The following is a 22,005-nucleotide window of genomic DNA, read 5'->3' on the forward strand; positions in this document are numbered from 1 at the left end:
GTCAGTCCACCACCCTGCGCGTACCGCATACCACCGACCTACCGCAGGGATCACCACACGTCACCACCCCCGACAACAACCCGAAGAGATCAGTACTGCGCTGACATGCTGTCGACCGGCTTCATGGGCGCGGAGAAAGGCGACATCCCGATGGGTGGGACCGTGGCCGTCCTCGCGCAAGGTCCGGTCGGGTTGATGGCGACAGCGGGCGCCAGACTCAGCGGCGCCGGGCTCATCATCGGGGTCGAGTCGGTCCCCAGCCGGCAGGCACTCGCGCGGACCTATGGCGCAGACGAGATCGTGGATTTCACCAAGGAGGACGTGGTCCAGCGGATCCTCGAGCTGACCGACGGCCAGGGGGTGGACACCGCAGTCGAGGCGCTCGGTGCCGACGCGACGTTCCAGATCGCGGTCAAGGTGACAAAGCCCGGCGGAACGATCTCCAACATCGGCTATTTCGGCGAGGGAGAATTCGTGAGCATCCCGCGCGTCGAATGGGGCGTCGGCATGGCCGACAAGACGATCGCGACCGGTCTCTGTCCTGGCGGGCGACTGCGGATGGAGCGGCTCCTGCGGGTGCTGGAGAAGGAGCGCGTCGATCCGACACATATGACGACCCATGGGTTCTCCTTCGATGAGATGGAGCGAGCCTTCGAGGTGTCGGACAAGAAACTCGAGGACGTCGTGAAGGTGCTGATCACCTTCCAGGCGTGAGGGGCGTGAGCGTCGGGTAGCAGGTTTGGCGCCAGGAAGGCGATGCCGCATGTATGACCCCGATCCGCCGTTCCGGCCGGTCCGCAGGCGGGAGGGCTACCTTCCGCTCGAGGACCTCGGCCTCATCGGGGACGGCACCACCGCGGCCCTCGTCGGCCTGGACGGCTCCATTTCGTGGATGTGCCTCCCCCGCTTCGACTCGGAACCCCTGTTCTGCGCTCTGCTGGACCACCAACGTGGCGGGCATTTCACCGTGGCGCCGGAGGACCTGGTGGAGGCCCGGCAGCGGTATGAACCCGACACCGGCGTACTCACCACCGAACTGCGCACCCCCACCGGCGTGGTGCGCGTCACCGATGCGCTGGTGCTGCGCTCCGGCGCCGATCTCACCGACGACGCACCGGCAGGGCGGGGGGAACTGGTGCGGTCGGCGGTCGTCCTGTCCGGCGACGTCCGGCTGAGAGCGGATCTGGAACCCCGCGGCGGCGGACAGGCACGCACGCTGTTCAGCGGCTTGGAGGTGCGACCGTACCGGCAGCCCGACGTGCGGCTCCACCTGCGGTCCAGCCATCCCCTGAACGGCCTGCGCAACACTTACGACATGCGCCAGGGAGACCGCCTGGACCTGGTGCTGTCCTGGGGACGCTTCCACCGCCACCACCGGTTCGACACGGACGCCATGCTGAAGGGAACCGTTGACGCTTGGCACCGCTGGATGCGGCACTTCGACTACGGAGGCCCCGAGGAACCCCTGGTCAGGCGCTCCGCGCTCACCCTGAAAATGTGCGACGACTGGGCCAATGGCTCACTGGTCGCCGCCCCCACGTCTTCCTTGCCCGCGCCGATCGGCGGCGTCCGCAACTGGGACTACCGCTATGCATGGATTCGTGACGCGTCATTCGCCGTGTTCGCCCTGCGCCGCATCGGCTTCCACGGCGAGGCCGACTCCTTTCTCGGCTGGGTCCTCGACGCCTTCGAGCAAAGCCGGAAGCCGCGCATCATGTACACCCTGCAGGGCCAGACCGTGCCCGACGAGATGGAGGACGGCGAGCTGGAAGGGTACCGGCGCTCGTCTCCGGTGCGCTGGGGAAACGGTGCAGCCGATCAACGCCAGCACGACGTGTACGGCGAAATCTTGGACTGCGCCGACCAGTGGCTGCTGTCCGGTGGCGAGATCCAGCCCGCGCTGTGGGCCGCCCTCGCCAGTCTCGCGGACACGGCAGGGCAGGCCTGGCGGCAGCCGGACCAGGGGATCTGGGAGGTACGCAACGAGGGGAACGCCTTCACCTACTCGGCCGGGCTGTGCCAAGTTGCCGTGGACCGGGCGGTGCGGATCAGCGAGCGGCATGGCCTGCCCGGGCGCATCGGCCAATGGCGCGCCACCTCCGGCCAGTTGCGCCGACGGATCCTGGAACAGTCCTGGGACGAGGATGCGCAGACCCTGAGCGTCCACCTGAACGGCGGCGGCATCGTGGACGCGAGCCTGCTCGCGTTGCCCCTGCGCGAGGTTGTCCCCGCCGATCATCCGCGGATGGTAGCGACCACGGCGGCCATCACCAAGCGCCTGGCGGCCGGTGACGGGCTCCTCTACCGCTACCTGCACCACGAGTCCCCCGACGGTCTGACCGGAGACGAGGGCGCCTTCGTGCTGTGCAGTTTCTGGCTGGTCGACAACCTGATCGGGCAGGGCCGGAGAGAGGAGGCTGCGGAGCTTTACGCCTCACTGTGCGCGCGGGCCAGCCCGCTTGGACTGCTGTCGGAGCAGATTCACCCAGCCACCGGAGAGTTCATGGGCAACTTCCCTCAGGCGTTCAGCCACATCGGCATCATCGCCAGCGGTGTGAACCTCGACCGGACGAAGGCGGGGACGCAACGATGATCAACCGACTCGTCCTTTTCGGCGCGACGGGCGACCTCAGCGCGCGCTACCTCCTGCCGGCCCTGGCCGCCCTGCAGGCGGCCGGACACCTCGGCGACCGGTTCCGGATGACCGGCGCAAGCCGGGAGGACTGGAGCACCGCGCAGTACCAGGAGTGGATCACCTTTCAACTTGGCCGACACGGCGGATCCTGCCCGGCCGACGCCCAACAGGCGATCGCGGCCTCGGCCCGCTACCAAAGGGCCGACGTCACCGACGCCACCGACGTCAGAGCGGCCGTCGCCGGTGACGAACCCATCGCCGTCTACCTTGCGCTGCCCCCCTCACTCTTCCCCCGCGTGGTCGACGCACTGCACCAGGCGGGCCTGCCACCAGGCAGCCGGATCGTGCTGGAAAAACCATTCGGCGAAGACCTGGACAGCGCACGGGAGCTGAACCGGCTGCTCGCCGATCTGGTGCCGGAGCAAGCGGTGTTCCGTGTCGACCACTTCCTGGCCATGACGACCGTCCAGAACGTGCTCGGCAGCCGCCTGGCCAACCGCGTGCTCGAACCTCTGTGGAACAGCACTCACATCGCCGAGGTGGAGATCGTCTGGGACGAGACCCTCGGGCTGGAGGGCAGGGCCGGCTACTACGACCACGTGGGTGCGCTCAAGGACATGGTGCAGAACCATCTGCTGCAAGTGCTCTGCCTCGTTGCCATGGAACCGCCCATCACACTGGGGGAGCGGGATCTGCGCGACCGGAAGGTCGACGTGCTGCGATCCGTACGCCTGCTCACCGACTACGACGTGGTGCACCGTACGCGCCGCGCCCGCTACTCGTCCGGCCGGAGCGGCGATCACGACGTCCCGTCCTACGCCGACGAGGAGGGCGTGGACCCGCGGCGCCGCACCGAGACCTTCGCCGAGGTGGAACTGGAGCTGGACAGCTGGCGCTGGGCGGGAACGACGTTCCGGCTCCGCAGCGGCAAGTCACTCGGGGTGGACCGCAAGGAGGTCGCGGTACGTTTCCGATCCGTTCCCCACCTGCCCTTCGGGCACAGCGGGGAAGTCCTGCCCAATGTGCTGCGCTTCGGACTCGAACCGGAGGGCCTGACCCTTGATCTGATGGGCACGGGCTCCCGGACCGGCCACCTCACCCGACTCGAGCTCACCGCCGGGATGGAACCGCCCGACCTGCCCGCCTACGGCAGGTTACTGCTGGACGTCCTCAACGGGGACCCTGCCTTGTCGATCCGCGGCGACGAGGCTGAGGAAGCATGGCGCGTGCTCGAACCCGTCATCTCGGCGTGGGAGAGGAATCTCGTTCCGTTGCAGGACTACCCGGCAGGCTCGGACGGACCGCCCGGTCGGCAACCGTACGGTCCCGGCCCGGTGCGGCGAGACGACCTGCTCTACGAGGAAACGGTGCTGCCAGGCGACGCCTGATGTGATGACCCGGAAGATGTCAGCCATGGAAGGAGAGCACCCCGATGCCAGGGGTGCCGGGCATCGCCCACTGTGTGTTGTGGTGATAGGCGTGTCCGGGGCGGGCAAGACCACGGGGGCCCGGGTACTGGCCCAACGGCTGGACATCCCTTTCGCCGAGACGGACTTTTCATTCGCCTGCCGACATCACCACATGCCTTCTGGCGGCCCGCTCGATGACGTCGACCGCGAGTCCTGGCTGGAGGCCGTCGGCCGCCGACTGCACGAGCGTGACGTGGCGGGCACCGGAGGCGTGGTGCCCTGCCCCACGCTGCGGCGGGGCTACCGGGACATCTTGCGCGCGGCATCGCATCAGCCCGTCCGGGCCGGCCCGACGACGTCGCCGAACCAGGACCACTCTTGAGAGAGCGCAGCGTGGTCGGCCGCAGTGAACATTTCCGGGTCGTACTCGGCACTCGCCTCGTAGTGCTCCTTCGCCGCGCGCCCCTGGGCGGCAGCACGCAGGGACGCCACCGTCGAGTCTGTCATTCCCGCGAACCGGTCGATGCCCCGCGCCGCGGCGATGGCGGCTACATCACCAGCGGCCGACGCTGTGGTCCGGCCGGGGTGGGGAGTGGATCCGCCGTACCTCGGCCGGTCGTACGACACCCAGCGGATGCCGAGCCGGGCGGCGGCCGGGAAGAGGGGCTCGGGCGGCGCGCCGATGTTCGGCGTGCCGTGGTGCCAAAAGATCACGAGGTGGCCGTCGGAGTTGTCCGCGCCGGTGTCGTAGACATGCAGCCTGCGACCACCGCTGAGCTCCAGATCGGTTTCCGTCGTCACACCGCCACCCCCGACGCCTCACACCTCAGCCACTCGGACTTTGGTCGAACCTGGTGGCCGCCAACCGGGAGTGACAACGATCAAACGTCCGTGTCCCGGGACCCGCATCACTGTGACTGAGCGCGCTGGTTGGTTGTCCCCCCGCTCCCGTGACGGCTACGCCGCCTGACGGATCGCTGCCGCGTTGGGAGCGTGCAGTCATCGTTACCAAAGCCTGTTGAGATGCTGCCGTGAATTGGGGAGGGTCTGTGGGCATGGAGTTCTTCTGCTACCACCGCGATCGGCCCGGCTCCGTCACGTTGCGCAACAAACTGCTGGAGGAGCACTGGTCCTACATGGACCAGTACGCGGCGGAGATGATCGCTCGCGGCCCGACCTTCGCCGACGACGGCGATGCGCCCACCGGCAGCGTGCACATCGTCGACCTGCCAGATCCCGCTGCCGCCCGGGCGTTCGCCTTCAACGAGCCCAACTACCAGGCCGGCGCCTACCGGGACGTGCTGCTGCGCCGGTGGCGCAACGTGCTGGGGCGCACGATGTGGGATTTCCCTGGTGGCCGGACCGGTGGCAACCGGTACTTGGTGCTCGGCTTCGGCTCGGGGCAGGCCGCCGACCTCCTCGTGCCGCCCGACCGGGACGAGCTGATCGCGTACGGACCGCTGCTGTCCGACGACGGCACCACCTGGCTGGGTACGGCCGTACTGCTCCGGGCCCCGGACCCGGCCACGGCACGCGCCGTCCTGACGTCGGACCGGTATGCCGACATCGAGGTCCACGACTGGCAGTTCGGCGGGCGGTCATGAGCCGAGGCGTCGCCGGCCTCCCACCCGAGGCGTTTCCGGACGCGGTCATGGTCCATCCTCCGGTCCGCGCCTCCTGGTTGGTGAACCGGTCCGATGGAAGCAGCAGCGGGCCTGAATGGAGGTCTTCTCGTCGCTGGAGATGACCTCCTCGTCCTCGCCCCAGGAGTTCGCCGTCGAAGACACGGACGTAAAGGTCCAGCACACGGACGGCCGTGGCCGGGAAGTCCGGGTCGCGGATGAAGAACCAGGGCCGGTGCTGCCAGCGCTTGATCGCGTCGATCGGCAGCCAACGGCGTGCCGTGGAGGCCGATTTGGCCGGTGCGATGGCCCGGGGGACCACCTCGCGGGCAAGCCCCGCACACGACCGGCGCGAGCGGTGTCCCACTCTCCGCAGGTAACTGACCAGCCGGCGCCTAACCTCGGGAACCTGCAGCGGGGTGAATGAGAGCGGCCCGCCCGCGCGCCTGCGGTCGGAGGGGCGGGCAGGCCGTCGGCGGCGAAGCGGTCCCGCCAGGTGCGCCCCGTGTCCACGCGCATCCGCGTCTGCGCGGCTGTCCGGGCATGGGAGCGCCCCCGGGCCGCATGGCTGCCCGCTGCCGGGCCTGATGCGGGGTCTTGTGCCCCTAGGCCATTTTCTTCAGACGGTGGCACTCGGCGGCGGTCGGCACCACGGGCACGGCAGAGCAGGCAAGCAGCGCAGGCGGGGTGACCGAATCTTCCAGAACGGGTACGCAGTTGTGGGGGTCCCGCGCATGTGGGGGCCGCGGGCTCAGGTGGCGGGCGGGGCTGTCGCGCGGCGCGTCTGCTGGATCAGGACGGTGGTGGCGCGTTCCAGGAGTTCGCAGAGTGCGGCGTGTTCGGAGGGCGTGAACGCGTCGGTGAGCGCGCGCTCAAGAATGATCACCTCCTGGTAGGCGTGGTCCAGCAGCGCCTGGCCCTCATCGGTGAGGGTGGCGATCTGCACCTTGGCGTGCACCGGGGACGTCTCGCGGCGGATGAGTTCCTTGGTCTCCATATTGGCCAGCACGCTGCTCATGCTCTGCTGCGTCACCCCGCAGGAGCGGGCCAGTTGGGCGCCGGACATACCGCCTTCGCGCGCGAGGATCAAGAGGACGGTGTACTGAGTCATGGTCAGCCCGTAGCCGCGCAGCACTGCCTCGTGGTGCGCCATCAGCGCCTGCTCCGACCGCCTGATCCGGGTGCAGAGGTCATCTTCGATCGGGGCTTCCACCGTGTACTCCGCTCCATTGACAGGTTCATGGATTGACTCAGGAACCTTATATACCTACAGTCCTCGACTGTAAGGATACTGAGTCAACGCAGGGGGCTGTAACCATGAAGGCTGTCCTTCTCGACGCCGATGACCGCTACCGGCTCGCCGAACTCGATGAACCCACCCCTGGCCCCGGCCAGGTGGCGATCCGCGTCGCCTACGCCGGGATCCAGTGGGGCGACACCATGGTCCGGGACGGCCACTTCCCCGTGCAGCGTCCCTTCGTCCCCGGCTTCGAGGCATCCGGCCACGTCACCGCGGTCGGCGAGGGCATCGACGCAAGCCGTGTCGGTGAGCCCGTCACCGCACTGACCACGGCAGGCACCTACGCCGAGGTGGTCCTGGCGCCTGCCGTGCTCACGTTGGGAATCGGCGACATGCCGCTGCGGACGGCCGCAGGTCTCGGGTGGGGCGCACCGACCGCCTACGACCTGATCAACAACGCGGCGCATGTGCGGCCTCGCGAGAGCGTGCTGATCCACGCAGCCGCCGGCGGAGTGGGCACGCTCGCCGCCCAGTTCGCCCAGCTGGCCGGGGCCGGCCGGATCGTCGGCGTGGTCGGCAATGGCCTCAGGGCGCGGTACGCCGCCCAGTTCGGCTATGACCAGCTCCTGCTGCGCGAAGAATTCCCGACCAAGCTCGGCGACGAGAAGTTCGACGTGATCCTCGACCCGGTCGGAGGCTCGACCCGTCACACCAGCCTCGAGCAGTTGGCAGAGCACGGCCGACTGGTGGCATACGGCAACCTCAGCAGTTACGAACCTGTCCTTGCCGACACCAACGACCTGCTCATGCACGGCAAATCGCTCGTGACCTACAACAGCAACCTGCTCAGCCAGACCCACCCGGAGCGGCTCGCCGACAGTGTCCGCTGCGCACTCGGCCTCGTCGCCGACGGCCAGGTGCGCGTGGGCATCACCGCAGAGTACGGCCTGGCAGACCTGGCCACCGCCGTGCAGCACCTCGCCGAGGGCACCACCCATGGCAAGAGCATCCTCCGCGTCACCTGACAACACGCACAAAGCGCCGACCACGAGGCGGCCGATTGCGCGTTCTTGGGCTCGGATCTTGGCGAGTTCGTCGTACAACTGAGCCGGGGCCTGGGCGCGTTGGTCGACAGGCAGGACAGCCAAGCGGTCGACTCGATCGACGAGGCTGGTGTATCAGGCTCGCATGCTGAGATCCCCAGCGCCAGCGGGATACGAAGTCGAGTGCTCGCAGCAAGGCAATGACGAACGTGGCCGCACAGGCTGCGACGCGGATCCACGTCGAGTAGAGAGAGATCCTCCTGGACCGCCGCAACCACCGGACGTGGCGCGTCGCCGCCTCAAGAAGGGCTTGTCCGTCCACAACGGGCGACAAAAGACAAAGGCAAGGAGGTCACTCGCTCCTTGCCACTCTCAACTTATAGCGCACTGGGGGGCTTGCGGCAAGGCCCGGGTCTTGCCGCAAAATCGCAGGCCGAGGCCAGAACCTGCGGAAATAGGAGATCCACTAAGTGCCTGTGTTGTTGTCGGTTTATGGGTCGTGCGGTGGCGTCGAGCCGGTGGTGGGACTTGCGCTGCGGTTGCGGGCACTCGGCGCCACGGCGCGGGTGTGCGCGCCGCCGCACTTCGCGGACGTGACCCCGGATCGGAGCTGGTGACATGAACCCTCTGGCCACCAGCGCGTTCGACCTGCCCGACCGCCTCTCCCCCAAAGCCGAGCCGATGCTGATCGCCGGCGACGAACAGCACTTCGCGGCCATCGCGGAGAGCCTCGAGGAGACGATCGCCGAACTGTCCGACCGCCTCGATGCCGCGCTCAAGGCGCCCGGCGGCATTGGCCGGCAGGCGATGGACCGGGACATGGAGGTCCACCGGCTGACCGGCCGCCTGCGCGCCTTGCGTCGCTTCGGTCTGGACCTGTGCCTCGGACACATCGTCAGCGAAGACAACCCCGAGCCCATGTACGTCGGACGACTTGGCCTCACCGACAGCGCGGGGCGCCGGCTGCTGCGCGACTGGCGCTCGCCCGCGGCCGAGCCGTTCTTCGCGGCGACCCACGCCAACCCGATGGGTCTGGCAAGCCGCCGCAGGTATCGCTGGACCCGCGGCCGGATCAGCGACTACTGGGACGAAGTGTTCACCACTGACGGACTTGAACGGCACGCCGCGCTCGACGACCAGTCCGCCTTCATCGCCAGCCTGGGCAGCAACAGGTCGCCCCGGATGCGCGATGTGCTCGCCACCATCCAAGCCGACCAGGACGCCATCATCCGGGCGGGATCCCGCGGCGCTCTCGTCGTCGACGGCGGCCCGGGTACGGGGAAGACCGTCGTCGCCCTCCACCGCTCCGCCTACCTCCTCTACTCCGACCCCCGCCTCGGTCACCGTCGGGGCGGCGTACTGTTCGTCGGCCCGCACCAGCCCTACCTGGCCTACGTCGCCGACGTTCTCCCCAGCCTCGGAGAAGAGGGCGTGCAGACCTGCACCCTGAGGGACCTCGTCGCCGAGGGAGCCGCAGCAGCGGCCGAGACCGACCCGGACGTGGCCCTCCTGAAGTCGTCCGCGCACATGGTGAAAGCAATCGAGACGGCCGTCAGGTTCTACGAAGAGCCGCCCGCCCAGGGGATGACGGTCACAACCCCCTGGTCCGACATCTGGCTGAGCGCCGACGATTGGGCCGAGGCGTTCGAAGCACCAGGACCAAGTACTCCGCACAACGAAGCGCACGAGCAGATCTGGGAGGAGTTGCTCAGGATCCTGATGGACAAGCACGACGGCGACGTTGCGCCCGACCAGTTCCGGGAATCGCTGCAGCACGACAAGGAGCTGATCGGGACGCTTCATCGCGCGTGGCCGCTGCTCGAAGCGGCTGACCTCGTCGGAGACCTGTGGTCGGTACCCGCCTACTTGCGGATGTGCGCTCCCTGGCTCAGCCCCGATGACGTGCGGAAACTGCAACGTGCGGACGCCCAGGCCTGGACGGTGTCCGACCTGCCCATCCTGGACGCGGCACGGCAGCGACTCGGCGACCCGGAGGCGGCACTGCGCAAGCGCCGGCACGATGCATCTGTCGCCGCCGAACGCGAGCGCATGGCCGGCGTCATCGACAACGTGCTCGCAGCCGATACCGACGGTGAAGGTGCGGTGACGATGCTGCGTGGACAGGACCTGCAGGACAGCCTGATCGACGAGACCGCACTGCCCAGCACCGAACCGGACCTGCTCGCCGGCCCGTTCGCGCACATCGTCGTGGACGAGGCACAGGAACTGACCGACGCGGAGTGGCAGATGCTGCTGCTCCGCTGCCCGTCCCGAAGCTTCACCATTGTCGGAGACCGCGCCCAAGCCAGGCACGGGTTCACAGAGTCGTGGCAGGAACGGCTCGAACGGATCGGGCTCGACCGGATCAACGTGGCCTCCCTGAGCATCAACTACCGGACGCCCGAAGAGGTCATGGCGGAAGCCGAGCCGGTCATCCGAGCCGTGCTCCCCGACGCCAACGTGCCGACCTCCATCCGCAGCAGCGACATCCCTGTTGTATACGGATCCGCTTCGGATCTGGACTCGATCCTGGACACCTGGCTCACCTCACATGCCGACGGGATCGGCTGCGTCATCGGCGATCCCACGTTCCGGGCGACGTCCCGCGTCCGGTCGCTGACCCCGGAGCTGTCGAAGGGGCTCGAGTTCGACCTGGTCGTCCTCATCGACCCGGATGCGTTCGGCAAGGGCGTCGAAGGGGCGGTCGACCGCTATGTCGCGATGACCCGAGCAACCCAGCAACTCGTCATCCTCACGCGCTCCTGAAGTCGACCAAGACGACGTGATCACCGCAAGACGATCCTGAGGACGGCCGCCGAAGGAGCCACCTCCATCGACCGTGAGGACTGCAAGGTCGGCACGCGGTCGAGTGCGGGATCGACCGACTCGTCAGATCCTCGAAAGCCCCGCCGGAAAACAATCCTGCGGGGTCTCTGTCATTCACAGCGATGCCGGCGAATACGGCGCGGTGTGACCTGCTTTCTGCGGCTCAGCGCGATTGCCGACCAGGGCCACCTTCCGACCCGGCTGGAGCCGATCGCCGGCGCCGATGTCACCCACGCGGTCGCCGCGATCGGGGGCAGGACGCTCGCCAACCAGAGCTCCGGACGGCCGGACCTGGGCAGCACCTGCGAGTCCAGCTCCGTGAGCCGAGCCCCTCTCCGAGCTCACCTCGCCCATGCCCAGCCCCGTGACGCCGGGCTCGCCGTGTGTAGCCAGAAGCTGGAGAAGCACCTCTCGAGCCGACTGGGCGAGCAGGCGTGGCGGGAGTCGGGCTGGGTGCGCCCACATGATGTCGAGGAGCTCCCGCGCACGGTCACCCGTCTCGAGCAGCGCAACGTGGGCTGACCACGGAACAGGACATGCCGGCCCGATCTGCAAGCGGCCCGGGAAGCCGACCGCGAGCCGACCCGGACTCTCGAGCAGCGCGGGTGACCACGCCGTGTCCCTGCCGTGGGTGAGCAGAACGTCACGGCTGAGGCGGCCCGTTCCACAACCGCAATACCGCCGCCGCCAACTCCTTGAGCACCCCGGCGGACGCCGCCTCCTTCACCACCCGGAACTCGAACTCCGTCTTCCCGTCCTTGCGTTTGATCCGCACGTCCACCTTCGTCTGCAGCCACGCCACCACCCCGGCCAGTACGGCCACGGCCGGCACGGCCAGTTCGGCGCCCAGCCGGGTGTCGGACGGCGGCTCCGCCACCACGGCACGGGTCGCATCGGCTGTCGCGGGGTCCTCCGCGAGGGCGGCGAGGACCCTGCGGGCGGCCGCGTACTGACCGGCCTCGTCCAGCTCCCCCGCCTCCGTGCCACTGTGCCCGCCGGCCTGCAGCACGGCGGCCAGCAGCGCCCAGGCCTCGTCACTGTCCATGGGCAGCGCTTCAGGCTCCGACCCAGTGGTGAGCTCCTCCGTCACCTCCTGCAAGGCCAGGATGAGCGAGCTCTCATCGAGTCCGGCGAACTGTGTCGCGGTCATGCGTGCCTCCAAACACCGAACAGGGCCAGTGCGGCCCAGTGATAGGGGTGGGTCTCCCAGTGCCCGTCCGGCTCCCGCAGCATGGCGCGCTGTGCTTGCCACAGCGCGCGCCAAGGCTGTCCCGGCGTGCCCAGGCCTTCATCCAGCAGATGGCGGTAGAAGTCCGCGAAGAGCCGGCGTGAACTCGTGTCGTCGACATCCCACAGTGTGGCCACGACACTGCGCACCCCGGAATGCAGCAGCGCCTGGACGATGCCTCCCAGATAGCCCGTGCTGTGCACGTCGCGGCGCGCGGTCGAGCACGCCCGCAGCGTCAGCAGATCGAGCCGCAGTCCGTCGCGCGCCAGTCTGCGGGCCGTCAACAGATGATCCAGTCTGGTCTGTACATCGGCGGTGTACGGGTGCCGCGGCGGCCGCCGCCCGCTGTGCGCCAGGAAGACCCCCGAGTCCATCGGCTCGACGGGGTCGAACCAGCCGTGCCCAGCCAGATGTCCGAACGACGCGGTGCGCAGCCCCTCCGCCACCACGTCGGGTGTCGCCCGGACTCCGGTGTCGCCGACGACCGGCCGGCCGCAGGCCGCGACGAACTCCGCATCCTGCTCAAGCCGTCCGGGCTCGGCGTCCTCACGCGCCGCGACCCCGGCGACGTACACCGCGGTGCTGCCGTGCGCGGTGGGCAGAGCGGCCAGGCGCAGCAGTGCCGTGGCAGTGCCGACCTGGACCAGGGCGTGTTGCTCGGCGAATGGGCGACCGTCGCCGGGCAGGGGCAGCGCGTGCAGCGGCAGGTCGTGCAGCGGCCCGTCGGCGGCGACGCACAGCAGCTCGCGACCGGCCACGTGCGGCAATGCGGCGAGCAGACCGTCCGCCAGCTCCTCGAAGAAGGCGAGGCTGCGCCGCCAGGGCCGTCTCACGGGCAGCGGTGCTTGGGGAGGGAAGACCTCCGGGTCGCCGTCGAAGGTGCGGCGCAGCCGCTCGGCGGCCTGTCGCAGTGTCTTCTCGGTCAGTGACGTCCGCACGGCGGTGAGCCGGTCCGTCTCTGGGACGTACGCGAAGGCCGTCAGGCCGTCATCGCCGCAGAAGTACGACAGGAAGGCGCAGTCGGCGGCATCCGGGTGGCTCTGCAGATACCCGCGCAGCGCGCGGAACCCGACCGGGAGGGATGACTCACGGCCGGTGCCGCCGGTCCACGTCTTGTATTCCTCGTGCAGGTCGAAGGCCAGCTCCAGCGCGGACTCGGCGCCGGGCAGGCGCAGTTCGTCCCCGTGGTCGAGGAGCAGCTCGAGCAGCAGCTCGTAGACGCCGTGGTGCAGGGTCACGAGGGCGGGCCGGTCTTGAGCGCTCCCGTTCTCCGCCGGCGTCCGTGCCAGTCGCCCACGGGTTTCCCACAGCACATCGAAGGCCTCCTGGCGGGCAGGAGCGTGCTCGTTCCAGCGCATCAGGGCGCGGGCCAGCCGCACGGTCACGAGTGCCCGCATCTGCACGTCCGGTGGCTGCAGCCAGTCCTGCTCATGCAACTCACGCAGCTCCGTGACCGCGTCCCCTCGCCGTCCGGCCTGCTCGTGCCGGTTCGCGTGCGCCAGCCCGAACGTCAACCGCGACCTCCAGGTAGCGAAGACGTCGGGGGAGGTGTGCCGGAAAACGTCCGCCGTGGTCAGCAGCAGATCCCCCTCCGCACCCATGTGCTCGGCCTGGGACACCACGAGGGACATGCCCTCCTCCATGACATCCGCCAGGGGACTCATAGACCTCCGCAACGCCTGGAAGTACGCCTCGCCGGCCTCCTTCTCGTTGCCCTGGTCCCAGGCCAGGTCCCCGACGCCGAGCAGGGCGTACACCATGCTCAATCCCTCGCTGCCCTCCTCTTCGAGCAGGCGCAGCGCCCGCTCGTAGCAGCTGCGGGCGGCCTTCGTCTCGCCCGCTTCCCGGTAGGCACCGCCGAGGTTGTTCAGAGCGCCGACCAGCCGGCCCCCGTTGGCCTCCGCGAAGGACAGTGTGCGGCGGGATTCGCGCACGCCTTCCCGCGTGAGGCCGGCCTTCAGGTACGAGGCGGCGAGACCGGTCTGCGCCTGGTACCGGGCCTCGAGGTCACCGCAAGCCACGGCCGCCTCGATCGCCTGCCCGAAGGAGACCCGGGCCTGCTCGTAGGCGCCGTTGTCGTCACACAGCAGGCCACGCAGCCTCTGGAACCGGGTGCGCAGTTGCTCTGTCAGTGCGTCACCCGCCAGCGCGCCGCCGGTCTCCGGGCCGAAGGGAACCGTGTCGAGCAGCGCCAGCGCCTCCCGGGCCCGCCCCGCCGACCGCAGGCGGGCGGCCACATGCATCCGCACGCCCGCGCTCCTCGGCACGGCCTCCGGGCTGGACGGCGGCACCTTGTCGGCCTGGCGCAGCACGGCGAGCGCGGCGCTCAGTGCGCCGCGATCGTTGAGTTCCGTCGCCTTCCGTTCCAACAGGTCGCGGCGGTCATCGACCGGGTCCCGGTAGCCCATCGGCCGGCCTCCGCCACTCTGGCCTGGCCTGCGCCCGTACGTCTCGGAGACGTACGTCAAATAGGACCGCAGGCCGTCGACCGTCCCGCGGTGCAAGTCCGCGAGGGCCGCCTCTGCGGGGCGGCCCTCGGCCGTCAATCGGGCGCGCAGTCCGTCCAGCTCACGCAACAGGGCATCGGGGTCGAACTGCCCAGCCGCCCTGGCCAGTAGAGCTTCCGCCTGCCGGGGCGAGCTCGTGGACAACAGCGCCTGGGCCAGGTCGTGTTCCGTATCGCCCCCGTCGTGCTCGGACGCATGGCTGTCAGTCAAGGCCGAGCTCCTCCATGGGGCCGGCGCCGACAGTGCGTACCGCGAGGCGCACGTCTTCACGGTCCGTTTCGTCGGCGGCGGTCTCATAGGCGCGTCTGAAGTGGTGCCTGCTGAGCTCTGGCGCGCCCAATATCCAGTAGAACTGGGCCACATGGAAGTGAACGACGTGGTCTGCCGTCGGCATCGCAGCGAGCTCGTCGGCCGTCCTGCGAGCCTCAGCGTGGTCACCGCGGTTGTAGACGGCGTGGAACAGATCGATGCGGTACTGATGGTTGGCAGGAGACTCCTGAATGGCCAGGCGTAGCTCGGCCTCGGCGTCACGGTCACCGGCGAACGCCCGCCGGGCGACCTCACGCATCCGTTGCACCCGCGCTTCTGACCGCTGTCGAAACGCGGGGTCCGTGCGGCTCTGCCGGACCGTGGTCAGCACCTGTGAGTGAGGTGCCACTTTCTCCAACTCCATGAGTACGTTGCTCAGTTCCGGGTTGAGTCCATCGCCGACGAGCAGCCCGAAGGCGAGGATCTCCAGTGACTCCGGGTCGCCGGGCGCCATGAGGCGCAGCCGGCGTGCCGCGTCGAGAACATCTCGGCCGGTCACCCCGCTACCGGGCACACCCGTCAGGGAGCCCAGCGCCCGCGCCAGTTCCTTGAGATCGCCCGCGTCCGCGAGGCCGCGCTCGGCCCTCTCTCGGATGGCGGCGACCCGCAGCTCCAGCATCCGTACGTGTCTGGCCGTGTCCTGCTGGGCGTCCTCCAGTTCGGCCATCCGCCCTTCGACGAGCTGCCGCACGGACGTGCCGGGTTCGGTCCGAGCCCGGCACGCCTCAAGGACGCGGGCGCACTCCTCGATCCGTCCGGCCATCAGATGGCAGGTCGCCAGATTCACCTGCGCGTAGACCGAATCCGGCTGACGCCGGGCCAGGGACTGCCAGACCCGCTCGGCCTCGTCCCGACGCCCGATGGCAAGCAGTCCGGCCGCGTACTGGTTCAGAGCCGACGGACGGTCCGACGCGGCCGCGTCGGCCAACTGCCGCAGCGCACCCGCCCGTTCCGCCTCGGAACGATCGCTCTGCAGCACCGCGATCGGATCCCCGGGCAGTTTCACCCCGTCGAGCAGCAGCGACCAGTTGAGTCCAGCGCGCACGAGCCCTCCCCCGTAAGCCAGTACTGGACTGCGTCTCACTTGGCGACGCTGCAACACCGGCCAGTGCCCACTGGATCAGCGTACGCCGGTGTGAATGTCGGCGACGGCGGAATCGGGGACGATGCTGAAGACGGTGACCACCGGGGGCGCACCGTTGTTCATGCCGAGCAGACGACGAGCTCGCGGGCAGATCCACGTGGCGGAGCCGCCTTCCGCGCCCGTCCTGGCGCGACGTTCGCGAGGCGGAGCAGCGCCACGCGTCAGCCGATCTGCCCGGCTGGCCGGCAGTGCCTGCGACCGCCACCAGGTCACCGTTGCCGAGCTCGGAGTCGACATGGAGCCGCAGGCCGTGCGGATCTCGTTCATCGCGTCAGGGAGAACCTTGATCGTGTTCGTCCTGCGTGCTTCCATCAGGTGCTCGTTGATCGGTTACCTCGGCCCTTCCGGGCCCGTCACACCCATGACGGAATTCGCTCGAGGAAGGTGACAACATGACCGGACCAGGTCCCGATGAAGCCCTGGCGGGAGCCTTCGAGCAGCAGCGCGGGCGCCTCGTAGCGGTGGCCTACCGAATGCTCGGATCGCGGGCGGACGCCGAGGACGCGGTGCAGGAGGCATGGCTGCGGTTGGCGCGCCAGGATGCGGGCGCGATCGACAACCTCGCCGGCTGGCTCACCACCGTGGTCGGCCGGGTCTGCATCGACGTGCTGCGCTCGCGCAAGGCCCGGCCCGAGGTGTCGTACGAAGACCGGCTGCCCGAGTTCATCGTGACCGAGGACGGCGGCGGCGCACCCGAGGAAGACTCGCTGCTCTCCGAGTCGGTCGGGCTGGCGCTGCTGGTGGTGCTCGATACCCTCCGCCCCACCGAGCGGCTGGCGTTCGTCCTGCACGACATGTTCGCGGTGCCGTTCGAGGAAATCGGTCAGATCATCGGCAGGACCACGGACGCCACCAAGATGCTCGCCAGCCGGACCCGCAGGAAGGTACAGGGCACGCATCGTCCCACCGATGAACGGCGGCAGCAGCGCGCTGTGGTCGACGCGTTTCTCGCCGCAGCGCGCAGCGGAGACTTCGAAGGGCTGCTGCGGGTGCTCGACCCGGACGTGACGTGGCGCTCCTACACCGCGCGAGGCGTGGTCGTCAGGCTGGGGGCGGCCGAGGTGGCCGGCAGGGCCCAGCGCGGGGCTCGTGCCGCGGTGACCGCGCGCCCCGCCCTGGTCAATGGCGAGTCCGGGATCGTGGTGTGGGGCGCGAACGGCAAGCTGCTGGGCGTGATGGCGTGCACCGTGGTCGATGGTCGGATCGTCGAGGTCCTGTCCGTGAGCGACCCGGAACGCCTCGCATCGATGAGCCTCCCGGCGCGTCCCGACTAGACCTCGCGCTGCCTGCGCCGCAAGCGGGCCGGGTCGCCCGGCGCTCGCTGTCCCCACCGCCCATGGGCCGTTGTCGACCGGGCGCGATGTTACGTATGGGAAGACCTTCTCGTCGAAGTAGGTGGAACCTCACCAACAACGATGGAGATCGTCATGAGGCTCGGTTCACTCCCTACGGCACCGATCTCGGGCCCAAGTTCGCGAAGCACCTCGTCTCGGCGGAGGTGCAACAGACTGAGGTAATTTCCACTCCACATCCGACAGTTCATGGCGACGTATCACCCGGCTGTGATCCACCGTCCAGGATCACTTTGACGGCAGACCCCAGGACTCCCGGGCTGCGGAGGTGAGTGACATGTCCGAGTAGCGGTCGCCCGCTACCTGGCCGGCGATCGGCTCCACCAGCGCCAACTCTTCGGCGCTCAGCGTGATCCGGGTGGCCGCGGCGTTCTCGAGGAGGCGGCTACGCTTGCGGGTCCCCGGGATCGGCACCACGGTCAGACCGTGCACTTGGGCCCGCTGCTGCACCCAGGCCAGGGCGATCCGCGCCGTGGTGACGCCATGGTCGGCTGCGATCTTGTGCAGGGGCGCCAGGAGCGCGGCGTTCGCCTTGGCGTTGTCGCCGGTGAAGCGGCAGCAACTGCCGGAAGTCGCTGCTGGAGAGGTCTTTGCTCGCGTCGGCGAAAGCACCGGTCAGAGAGCCCCTGCCGAGCGGCGAGTACGGCACGAAGGCAACCCCGAACTCGGCCGCCGCGCCCACCGCGCTGTGCTCGACGTCCCGGCTGAAGAGCGACCACTCCGTCTGCAGGGCGGTGATCGGGTGCAAGGCGTGCGCCTCGCGCAGTTCGGCGCCGGTGACCTCGCTCAGGCCGAGGTGCTTGACCTTGCCTTCCCGTACCAGTTCGACCATGTAGTCACGCACCTGACCATTCAACCGCCCTCATCACGCCAGCCGTTCTTGGAGTGTCCCACCAAGAGCCCGGTAGCCGGGGTGACTTCTTCAGCGGCTGCGTCCCAGCCGGGCGTTCTGTTCGGCGGCGGCCTGCCCACGGTGGGGCTGGGCCGTGTCCTTCGGATCCCCCCGGGCCGCGAGGGCCCACCGGCGTCGAGCAGATGCCGCCCCTGCGGGTGGCACCGATCCGAAAGACGCGGCCTGAACTAACCGGCGTCCAGCGGCCGTTCGAAGAAGGTCTCCAGAACCACCGTTGCCTGCGTCCCGCTGACCCCGTCGATCGCGTAGAGCCGGCGCAACACGTCCTGGAGCCGCTCGGTGGTCGCGGTGCGCACCTTCACCAGGACGGACGCACTGCCCGCGATGACGTGCGCCTCCTGGATCTCCGGCACGGCGGCGAAGTCCTCGGCCCGGTCGCCCATCCACGCCGTCGAGTCGACCAGCACGAAGGCGAGGACCCCGCGGTCGAGCGCCGCGGGGTCGACGTCGACCGTGGTGGCCCGGATGACCCCCTGCTCACGCAGCTTTCGCACGCGCTCGTGCGCGGCGCCCGCCGACAGGCCGACCGCCTTGCCCAGTGCGGCGTACGACCGGGTGGCGTCCCGCTGGAGCAGCGCGATCAATTGACGGTCAATAGCAACACCCTCGACCGGCAGGGCCGCCTCGTCACCTGCGAGCAGGGCAATCGCCGCGTCACCCGCACCGAGCCCGACGGGACCGTGACCGTCCTGGCCGACCAGTACGCGGGTAAGCGGCTCAACAGCCCGAACGACTCCGTCGTGCGCTCCGACGGCACGATCTGGTTCTCCGACCCGGACTTCGGCATCACCAGCGACTACGAGGGCCATCGCGCCGACTCCGAGATCGGCGCGTGCAACGTGTACCGGATCGACCCCGCGACGGGGGACGTGCACCTCGCCGCCGACGGGTTCGCGGGACCCAATGGTGTCATCCTGTCCCCCGACGAGAAGCGGCTGTACGTCTCCGACTCACGGACCGCCCGAATCCACATGTTCGAGATCCGCGAGGACGGCACGCTCTCCGACGGGAAGGTCTTCGCCGAGGGCCGGGGCGACGTCCACTTCGACAACATCCGATTCGACGACGAGGGCCGCCTGTGGGCCGCCGCCCTGGACGACGGCGTCCACTGCTACGACCGCGATGGCACCCTCATCGGCCGGCTGCGCGTGCCCGAGCCCGTCTCCAACATCGCCTTCGGCGGCCCGAAGAACAATCGCCTGTTCATCACGGCCACCACCTCCCTGTACTCGCTGGTGATGTCGGTGACCGGGGCGCCGCGCCTCTGGACGCCAGCCATGCGGGAGTCGAGAAGTGTTCGGGGTGTGACGGCATTTGGGGTGTGACGGTGTCCACGATGGCGCGCGGCGACCGCTGCAGTGTGGTGCGACATGGACTCTATGACCGCTGCAGATACATGCGCAGAGTCACGTAGGCCTCACCCGGGCCCGGAGGCCGGCCCCAGGACCGAGTGCGGAAGGCGTGCAGACGTCCGCGGGCGAGGGCGAAACGCGGCAGCCGGACGCCGAACTCGGCCACGAGGGCTTCCAGGGCGCGGCGCTCACCCAGCCGCTCGTCGTGCGGTTCCTCCCGCGGGAAGAGACGCTCCGGGTCCAGCGCGCCCGGCACGGGCCCGCGTCTGCTGACCGGGGTCCCCCGGACGGTGAACGCGTACCGCTCCTCGCCATTCTCCGCGGCGGACAGATGGAAGACACCGGGGCGGTGTGCGTCGCCCGGCTCGCTCCACACCGTCACCGCCCGGGTGCCCCGGGAAGAGGCGATGCCCGGGCAAACCAACCGCTTCTCGTCGAAGCTCCCGCCCGGCTGTGGCTCGAAGGCCTGCTCTCCGCCCCGAGCAACGTCGGGGAGGAGGGCGGCAGTTGGTTCCTGCCAACGTGGACGCAGAGCCTCCGCGTCGCGCTCGCCCGCTGCTTCGTCGGGGTCCTGCGCGTCCGCCTACTCCTGGCCCCAGTGCACCAGAAAGGTCCGCCAGTCGTCCTTTGTGTGCGTCATGACGGTGATCCCTGCCAGCCACCGCTGACAACGCCACGCCTCAGTACGGTGGTTGGGCCCCGGCCGGCGTCGAGAGGTTCGTAAATAGCTGGCGCGCATCCCGACGAAACGGGATCATCCGGAGTGTCCGGGCTGACTCGAAGCCCTGTGGTCCCGCTCCACCTGCCCAGAGAGGCAACTGTGATGACCGGTGTCGCGTCCGAGCCGTCCGGGTCCCAACCCGAAGTCCGCGCGACAGCCGGTGCGCTGCGCGGCAGCCGGGAGGCGGGTGTGGCGGTCTTCCGCGGCATCCCGTTCGCCGATCCGCCGGTCGGCCCGCTGCGTTTCGCCGCGCCCAGTCCCGTACGGCGTTGGGACGGGGTGCGGGCGGCGGTGTCGTACGGACCGCCGCCTCCTCAGGGCGGCCATTTCGGCATGGACACGCTCTCGCAGGATGCGGTGGGCGACGACTGGCTGACGGTCAACGTCTGGTCGCCCGAGCCGGGCCCGGGCGCAGGACTGCCGGTGATGGTGTGGATCCAGGGCGGCGCCTACACCATCGGCACGTCCGGTCTTCCCGAGTACGACGGCGGCCGCCTGGCGCGTAACGGTGTCGTCGTGGTGACGTTCAACTACCGAGTGGGACTTGAGGGTTTCGGGCAGATCGAGGGGGCGCCCGCCAACCGGGGTCTGCTTGACCAGGTCGCCGCTTTGGAGTGGGTGCGTGACAACATCCGGGCCTTCGGCGGCGACCCGGACCGCGTCACGGTCTTCGGCCAGTCGGCGGGCGCCGGGTCGGTGGCCGCGCTGCTGGCCATGGAGCGTGCGGCCGGGCTCTTCGGCCGGGCCGTCGCGCAGAGTGTGCCGGGCACGTTCTTCTCGCCGGAGCTCGCCGCAGACATCGCCACCGCCTGCGCCGCCGAGCTGGGACTGAGGCCCACGGTGGCCGACCTGTCCACGGTGGCCCCGACCCGGTTGTCCGCCGCCGGTGACGCGGTCGGTGCCAAGATGACCCAGTGGGCAGAACGCTGGGGTCAAGTCGCTCACCGGTCGATCCCGTTCTCACCGGTGGTCGACTGTGAGACTCTGGCGGCCACCCCATGGCAAGCCCTGGCCGATGGCGCCGGCCGGGACATCGAGCTCCTAGTCGGCCACACCCGCGACGAACAACGGCTGCTCACCGCGCTCGACGGCATGCTCGGCCAGGTGACACAGGAGCAGGCGGCGACCGCCCTGCACGTCTTCGGCCCCGGCCGGGACGGCGCACGCCGTTACGCCGACGGCTTTCCGGCCGCGGGCCCGGAGCAACTGTACGAACTGGTCCACTCCGACTGGCTGTTCCGCATGCCGAGCCTCCACCTCGCCCAGGCCCAGACCGCCGCCGGCGGCCGTGCCCACGTCTACGAGCTGACCTGGCCGGCCCCAGGCATGGACGGTGCCCTCGGCGCGTGCCATGGCCTCGATGTGCCACTCGTCTTCGGCAACCTGGACCGCGGCCAGCCTGCCGCGCTGATCGGCGAAGGCCCCTGCCCCGAGGCAGAGGCGCTGTCCACCCGCATGCGCACCGCATGGACGGCGTTCGCCACCCACGGCGACCCCGGTTGGCCCGCGTACGACACCGAGCATCGCCGTGTGCAGCTCTTCGACACGGAGCCGACTGTCACCGCCTACCCGGAGGAGACCTCCCGCCTGATCTGGCAGGACCACACCTTTCCCGCACTGCCGCTGTTCGGCCAGTAGCGTCAACCGGCCCGGATCGAGAGCTGTGCGGGCCGACGGCGACAAGAACTCGACCTGGTCGTGGCC

At 69.3% G+C, this 22,005-nt stretch carries 16 protein-coding genes and 3 pseudogenes; 10 read left to right on the forward strand and 9 right to left on the reverse strand.

What is annotated here, in order from left to right:
- Nucleotides 1-105: 105 nt before the first annotated feature.
- The 3 genes from ACIBK0_RS45040 to ACIBK0_RS45050 are packed head-to-tail and all read left to right on the forward strand — an operon-like array spanning nt 106 to nt 4,023.
- On the forward strand, nt 106-714 hold the full coding sequence (locus ACIBK0_RS45040; protein ID WP_399094095.1) for a zinc-binding dehydrogenase: 609 nt from the start codon (nt 106-108) through the stop codon (nt 712-714).
- A 49-nt stretch (nt 715-763) separates the two neighbouring features.
- The gene (locus ACIBK0_RS45045) at nt 764-2,593 is read left to right on the forward strand and encodes a glycoside hydrolase family 15 protein (protein ID WP_399094097.1); all 1,830 of its coding nucleotides are present in this window, start codon (nt 764-766) and stop codon (nt 2,591-2,593) included.
- On the forward strand, nt 2,590-4,023 hold the full coding sequence (locus ACIBK0_RS45050) for a glucose-6-phosphate dehydrogenase (protein WP_399094100.1): 1,434 nt from the start codon (nt 2,590-2,592) through the stop codon (nt 4,021-4,023). Before ACIBK0_RS45045 ends, ACIBK0_RS45050 begins: the two co-directional genes overlap by 4 nt.
- A 363-nt stretch (nt 4,024-4,386) precedes the next feature.
- Here the strand turns inward: ACIBK0_RS45050 and ACIBK0_RS45055 are convergent.
- Nucleotides 4,387-4,845 (reverse strand): annotated as a pseudogene (locus tag ACIBK0_RS45055) (alpha/beta hydrolase); the annotation flags it as partial.
- A 254-nt stretch (nt 4,846-5,099) separates the two neighbouring features.
- Between ACIBK0_RS45055 and ACIBK0_RS45060 the strand changes: the two are divergent.
- Nucleotides 5,100-5,648, forward strand: a complete 549-nt coding sequence (locus ACIBK0_RS45060; protein ID WP_399094103.1) for a YciI family protein — start codon at nt 5,100-5,102, stop codon at nt 5,646-5,648.
- A gap of 769 nt (nt 5,649-6,417) precedes the next feature.
- Here ACIBK0_RS45060 and ACIBK0_RS45065 read toward each other — a convergent pair.
- Nucleotides 6,418-6,879, reverse strand: a complete 462-nt coding sequence (locus ACIBK0_RS45065; RefSeq protein WP_399094106.1) for a MarR family winged helix-turn-helix transcriptional regulator — start codon at nt 6,877-6,879, stop codon at nt 6,418-6,420.
- A gap of 104 nt (nt 6,880-6,983) precedes the next feature.
- Between ACIBK0_RS45065 and ACIBK0_RS45070 the strand changes: the two genes are divergently transcribed.
- The 3 genes from ACIBK0_RS45070 (at nt 6,984) to ACIBK0_RS45080 (ending at nt 11,297) form a co-directional block, all read left to right on the forward strand.
- Nucleotides 6,984-7,931 (forward strand): zinc-binding alcohol dehydrogenase family protein, encoded by a 948-nt coding sequence (locus ACIBK0_RS45070; RefSeq protein WP_399094110.1) that lies wholly within the window; start codon nt 6,984-6,986, stop codon nt 7,929-7,931.
- Between the two features lie 636 nt (nt 7,932-8,567).
- On the forward strand, nt 8,568-10,715 hold the full coding sequence (gene helR / locus ACIBK0_RS45075; protein ID WP_399094113.1) for an RNA polymerase recycling motor ATPase HelR: 2,148 nt from the start codon (nt 8,568-8,570) through the stop codon (nt 10,713-10,715).
- Between the two features lie 204 nt (nt 10,716-10,919).
- Entirely contained in the window at nt 10,920-11,297 is a 378-nt protein-coding gene (locus ACIBK0_RS45080) for a hypothetical protein (RefSeq protein ID WP_399094116.1), read from the forward strand.
- A gap of 121 nt (nt 11,298-11,418) precedes the next feature.
- Here the strand turns inward: ACIBK0_RS45080 and ACIBK0_RS45085 are convergent, their stop codons facing one another.
- The 4 genes from ACIBK0_RS45085 to ACIBK0_RS45100 all read right to left on the reverse strand — a co-directional run bounded on the left by ACIBK0_RS45085 (nt 11,419) and on the right by ACIBK0_RS45100 (nt 16,275).
- A complete protein-coding gene (locus ACIBK0_RS45085) occupies nt 11,419-11,925 on the reverse strand; it encodes a hypothetical protein (RefSeq protein ID WP_399094119.1) in 507 nt (168 codons plus the stop codon).
- Entirely contained in the window at nt 11,922-14,720 is a 2,799-nt protein-coding gene (locus tag ACIBK0_RS45090; RefSeq protein ID WP_399094122.1) for a CHAT domain-containing protein, read from the reverse strand. The genes ACIBK0_RS45085 and ACIBK0_RS45090 overlap by 4 nt, the downstream gene beginning before the upstream one ends.
- A complete protein-coding gene (locus tag ACIBK0_RS45095; protein WP_399094125.1) occupies nt 14,713-15,864 on the reverse strand; it encodes a hypothetical protein in 1,152 nt (383 codons plus the stop codon). The genes ACIBK0_RS45090 and ACIBK0_RS45095 overlap by 8 nt, the downstream gene beginning before the upstream one ends.
- Nucleotides 15,865-15,939: 75 nt before the next feature.
- Nucleotides 15,940-16,275, reverse strand: coding sequence for a hypothetical protein (locus tag ACIBK0_RS45100; protein WP_399094128.1), 336 nt, complete (start codon nt 16,273-16,275; stop codon nt 15,940-15,942).
- A gap of 80 nt (nt 16,276-16,355) precedes the next feature.
- On the opposite strand from ACIBK0_RS45100, the gene ACIBK0_RS45105 reads away from it, so the two are divergent.
- Nucleotides 16,356-17,237 carry a sigma-70 family RNA polymerase sigma factor gene (locus ACIBK0_RS45105; RefSeq protein WP_399094131.1) on the forward strand — a complete coding sequence of 294 codons (882 nt, stop codon included), beginning with the start codon at nt 16,356-16,358 and terminating at the stop codon, nt 17,235-17,237.
- Between the two features lie 306 nt (nt 17,238-17,543).
- On the opposite strand, the pseudogene ACIBK0_RS45110 reads toward ACIBK0_RS45105, so the two are convergent.
- Together ACIBK0_RS45110 and ACIBK0_RS45115 are read right to left on the reverse strand one after the other, a co-directional pair.
- Nucleotides 17,544-18,147 (reverse strand): annotated as a pseudogene (locus ACIBK0_RS45110) (aldo/keto reductase); the annotation flags it as partial.
- A 248-nt stretch (nt 18,148-18,395) separates the two neighbouring features.
- Nucleotides 18,396-18,812, reverse strand: coding sequence for an Lrp/AsnC family transcriptional regulator (locus ACIBK0_RS45115; RefSeq protein WP_399094134.1), 417 nt, complete (start codon nt 18,810-18,812; stop codon nt 18,396-18,398).
- Between the two features lie 9 nt (nt 18,813-18,821).
- Here ACIBK0_RS45115 and ACIBK0_RS45120 point away from each other — a divergent pair.
- A pseudogene (locus ACIBK0_RS45120) lies at nt 18,822-19,553 on the forward strand (SMP-30/gluconolactonase/LRE family protein); the annotation flags it as partial.
- A 52-nt stretch (nt 19,554-19,605) separates the two neighbouring features.
- Here the strand turns inward: ACIBK0_RS45120 and ACIBK0_RS45125 are convergent.
- Nucleotides 19,606-19,962 carry a hypothetical protein gene (locus ACIBK0_RS45125; protein WP_399094137.1) on the reverse strand — a complete coding sequence of 119 codons (357 nt, stop codon included), beginning with the start codon at nt 19,960-19,962 and terminating at the stop codon, nt 19,606-19,608.
- A 441-nt stretch (nt 19,963-20,403) separates the two neighbouring features.
- On the opposite strand from ACIBK0_RS45125, the gene ACIBK0_RS45130 reads away from it, so the two are divergent.
- Nucleotides 20,404-21,939 (forward strand): carboxylesterase/lipase family protein, encoded by a 1,536-nt coding sequence (locus ACIBK0_RS45130; protein WP_399094140.1) that lies wholly within the window; start codon nt 20,404-20,406, stop codon nt 21,937-21,939.
- Nucleotides 21,940-22,005 lie beyond the last annotated feature (66 nt).

It is taken from the genome of Streptomyces sp. NPDC050564, from assembly GCF_044457265.1.
Lineage (GTDB): Bacteria > Actinomycetota > Actinomycetes > Streptomycetales > Streptomycetaceae > Streptomyces.